Below are 3,379 nucleotides of genomic sequence, written 5' to 3' on the forward strand. Positions count from 1 at the left end.
CTGCTGCCAGTTGTGTGGGGAGAACGCTTTTCGTGAATTTAATGCAGATATTTCCGAAGCGCATCATATTGCTTATTTTTCGGATTCACAAAATAACGATTCTTCAAATATAATCATTCTTTGCCCCAACCATCATCGGCTGATACATAAATTAAATCCGAAGTTTGATTATAACAGAGGCTGCTTTGTATTCTCAGAAAATTCCGAACTAAGAATTGAGCTTGATTTTCACCTGATGAAATGACATCGGAATAAAAATGGCATCCGCTGAACGATCTTTAATATTGAGAACTGGTCTTTTGATTGAGCTTACAAAACCTCTTGGGGGGTGTCAATTAAGTCACGCCCCATTATACCCTTGATTTCAAGGGTATAATGGGGTATAATTCTACATAAAATAGTATCTCACAGGAGGTGCGCTATGGACTTATCTGAGATGCAAACCCGCGTGGCGGAGTTGGAACAGCAGATTTCTGCTTTGCCCGCTGGCTCTGTCACGAAGAAAACCGTCAATGGTAAGGAGTACTTTTACCACCGTTGGACAGAGAACAAGAAGCGGCGGGAGAAGTATATTCCTGCTGACGAGTTGGAGAATTTCCGTGCTCAGATCGAGCGGCGGAAGGCGCTGGAACAGGAGCTGAAAGCGCTGAAAAAGCAGCTGCCCAAGGCGAAATCTGCGAACCCTTCTGCGTTTACTACCAATGTCCGCACCGGCGAGGTGCTGCGTTCCTTTGCGGCATCTGTTCGCGGCTATCGCAGGCGCGAGTGCTTCCGGCAGCTGCACGACTTTATCTGCGGCGAGCCGCAGGACAAGGTGTTCATTCTCTACGGCCTGCGCCGGACGGGTAAAACCACCATGATCCGGCAGATTTTTGCGGAGATGAGCGACACGGAGCTTGCCAAGTCAGCGTTCATTCAGATTACCGCAAAAGACTCGCTGGCAGACGTGAACCGTGACCTCAAGGCACTGGAATCACAAGGCTTCCGCTATGTGTTTCTCGATGAAGTGACGCTGATGGAGGATTTCATCGAGGGCGCGGCGCTGTTTTCTGACGTGTTTGCAGCCTGCGGCATGAAGATCGTGCTCTCCGGCACGGACTCGCTGGGCTTCCTCTTTACAGAGGACGAGCAGCTTTACGACCGCTGCATCCTGCTACACACCACATTCATCCCTTACCGAGAGTTTGAATCCGTCCTCGGCATCCACGGCATCGACGAGTATATCCGCTACGGCGGCACCATGAGTCTCGGCGGTGTTCACTACAACGAGACCTCCACGTTTGCCAGCAAGGAAAGTACCGACGAATACGTGGACACCGCCATTGCCCGCAACATCCAGCACTCTCTGCGCTGCTATCAGTATGAGGGGCATTTCCGTCATTTGCGGGATTTGTACGACAAAAATGAGCTGACCAGCGCCATCAACCGGGTGGTGGAGGACATCAACCACCGCTTCACGCTGGAGGTGCTGGCGCAGGATTGGAAGTCCCACGACCTCGGCATTTCCACCAGCAACCTGCGCCGGGATCGGAAGAACCCGACGGACATCCTCGACCGCATCGACCTTGCGCTTGTCACCGACAGTCTGCGGAAGCTGCTGGAGATCCGCAACAGGGCAGAGCAGACCGTGGCGCTGGACGATGTTCACGCGGCGGAGATCAAGGAGTATCTGGACTTGTTGGACTTAACGCGGGAGATCGACGTGCTGCACCTGCCGGATGTCAGCACGAAATCCAGCCGCACGGTGATCGCGCAGCCGGGTCTCCGCTATGCGCAGGCGGATGCGCTGATCCGCAGTCTGCTGCTGGATGAGACGTTCAGCGCGCTGTCTCTTGCGGAGCGCACCGCCGTGCAGCAGCGCATCCTGACCGAGATCAAAGGACGGATGCTGGAGGATATCGTTCTGCTGGAAACCAAGCTGGCAAACCCCAAGAAGCAGGTGTTTGTCCTGCAATTCCCTGTGGGCGAATTTGACATGGTGGTGTTTGACCCGGAGGCAGGCTCCTGCCGGATTTTCGAGATCAAGCACAGCGAAGAAGCTGTCCCGCAGCAGTATCGCCATTTGATCGACAAGCAAAAATGCGCCCAGACCGAGCACCGCTACGGCCCGATCACCGAGAAGTTTGTCCTCTATCGCGGGGGAAGCCAAGAGATAGACGGTATTCAGTATCAGAACGTGGAAGAATATCTGCGAAGCCTTGCATAACAAAACCGCCGTCCCGATTTTTCGTTCGGGGCGGCGGTTTTTATGATGCAGCTTGTCATATGACAAGCTGTGACGCAAAACAAACTTGACGTATGACAAGTAATGAAGCGCAAAAATCGTGCGGCGCGACTGTACGAATGCAGTCGATGACGAAAACAATAATGTTCTAAATAGCACGCATCGCTCATTCCATCAATCATTTTCTCGATTCACATGAGTGATGCCCTCCGAACTGGCACGATCAGCGCGCGAAAACCTCTGTCTATCCGCAGAAATTTTCAGATTCTTCCCTTGGGTAGCTTTTCAAATGGATTCCAATTCGATATATATATCTACCAACCTAACGAATAACGCGAGGTGCCGCCATGAAACCGAAAGATACGCCGAAGCAATACGTCATCTACTCCCGCAAGTCCAAATTCACCGGCAAGGGCGAGAGCATTGAGAACCAGATCGAGCTGTGCCGCCAGTACATCGCCATGCACTTTGGTGAGGATGCGGCGGAAAACGTGCTGGTCTACGAGGACGAGGGCTTTTCCGGCGGCAATCTGGAGCGCCCGCAGTTCAAGAAAATGATGAAGGACTCGCAGAAAATCGCCTTTGCCGCCATCGTGGTCTACCGCCTCGACCGTATCAGCCGCAACATCGGCGACTTTGCCAAGCTCATTGAGGACTTGGGCGACCGGCACATCGACTTCATCTCCATCCGCGAGCAGTTCGACACGTCCTCGCCCATGGGCAGGGCTATGATGTACATTGCGTCGGTGTTCTCTCAGCTGGAGCGGGAGACCATCGCCGAGCGCATCCGGGACAACATGTACGAGCTGTCCAAGACAGGACGCTGGCTGGGCGGCACAACGCCCACGGGCTACGCCTCAGAAAGCCTGTCCAGCGTGACGGTGGACGGCAAGGTAAAGAAAGCCTGCAAGCTCAAGCCCATCCCGGAGGAAATCCAGCTGGTCAAGACGATCTTCTCCGTATTCATGGAAACCGATTCTCTCAGCAAGACCGATCAGTACCTGCTGGAGCATCGCTGCGTCACGAAGCGCGGCAAGCAGTTCACCCGCTTTGCTATCCGGGGTATTCTGACCAATCCGGTCTACATGATCGCCGATGAGACGGCGTATCAGTATCTGAAAGAAAACAATGTTGACCTGTTTGCCGAGCGCGCAG

At 53.4% G+C, this 3,379-nt stretch carries 3 protein-coding genes; all 3 read left to right on the forward strand.

The features are described 5' to 3' along the window. The coding region (locus PGY33_RS14140) for an HNH endonuclease signature motif containing protein (RefSeq protein WP_270479183.1) at positions 1-244 on the forward strand (244 nt) is incomplete at its 5' end. A gap of 177 nt (positions 245-421) precedes the next feature. Further along, on the forward strand, positions 422-2,206 hold the full coding sequence (locus tag PGY33_RS14145; RefSeq protein ID WP_270479184.1) for an AAA family ATPase: 1,785 nt from the start codon (positions 422-424) through the stop codon (positions 2,204-2,206). Between the two features lie 365 nt (positions 2,207-2,571). Then, positions 2,572-3,379: recombinase family protein (locus PGY33_RS14150; protein ID WP_270479186.1), on the forward strand; the 808-nt coding region annotated here is incomplete at its 3' end.

The sequence above is a fragment of the Butyricicoccus sp. AF18-9LB genome, assembly GCF_027684505.1.
Taxonomy (GTDB): Bacteria; Bacillota; Clostridia; order Oscillospirales; family Butyricicoccaceae; genus Agathobaculum; species Agathobaculum butyriciproducens.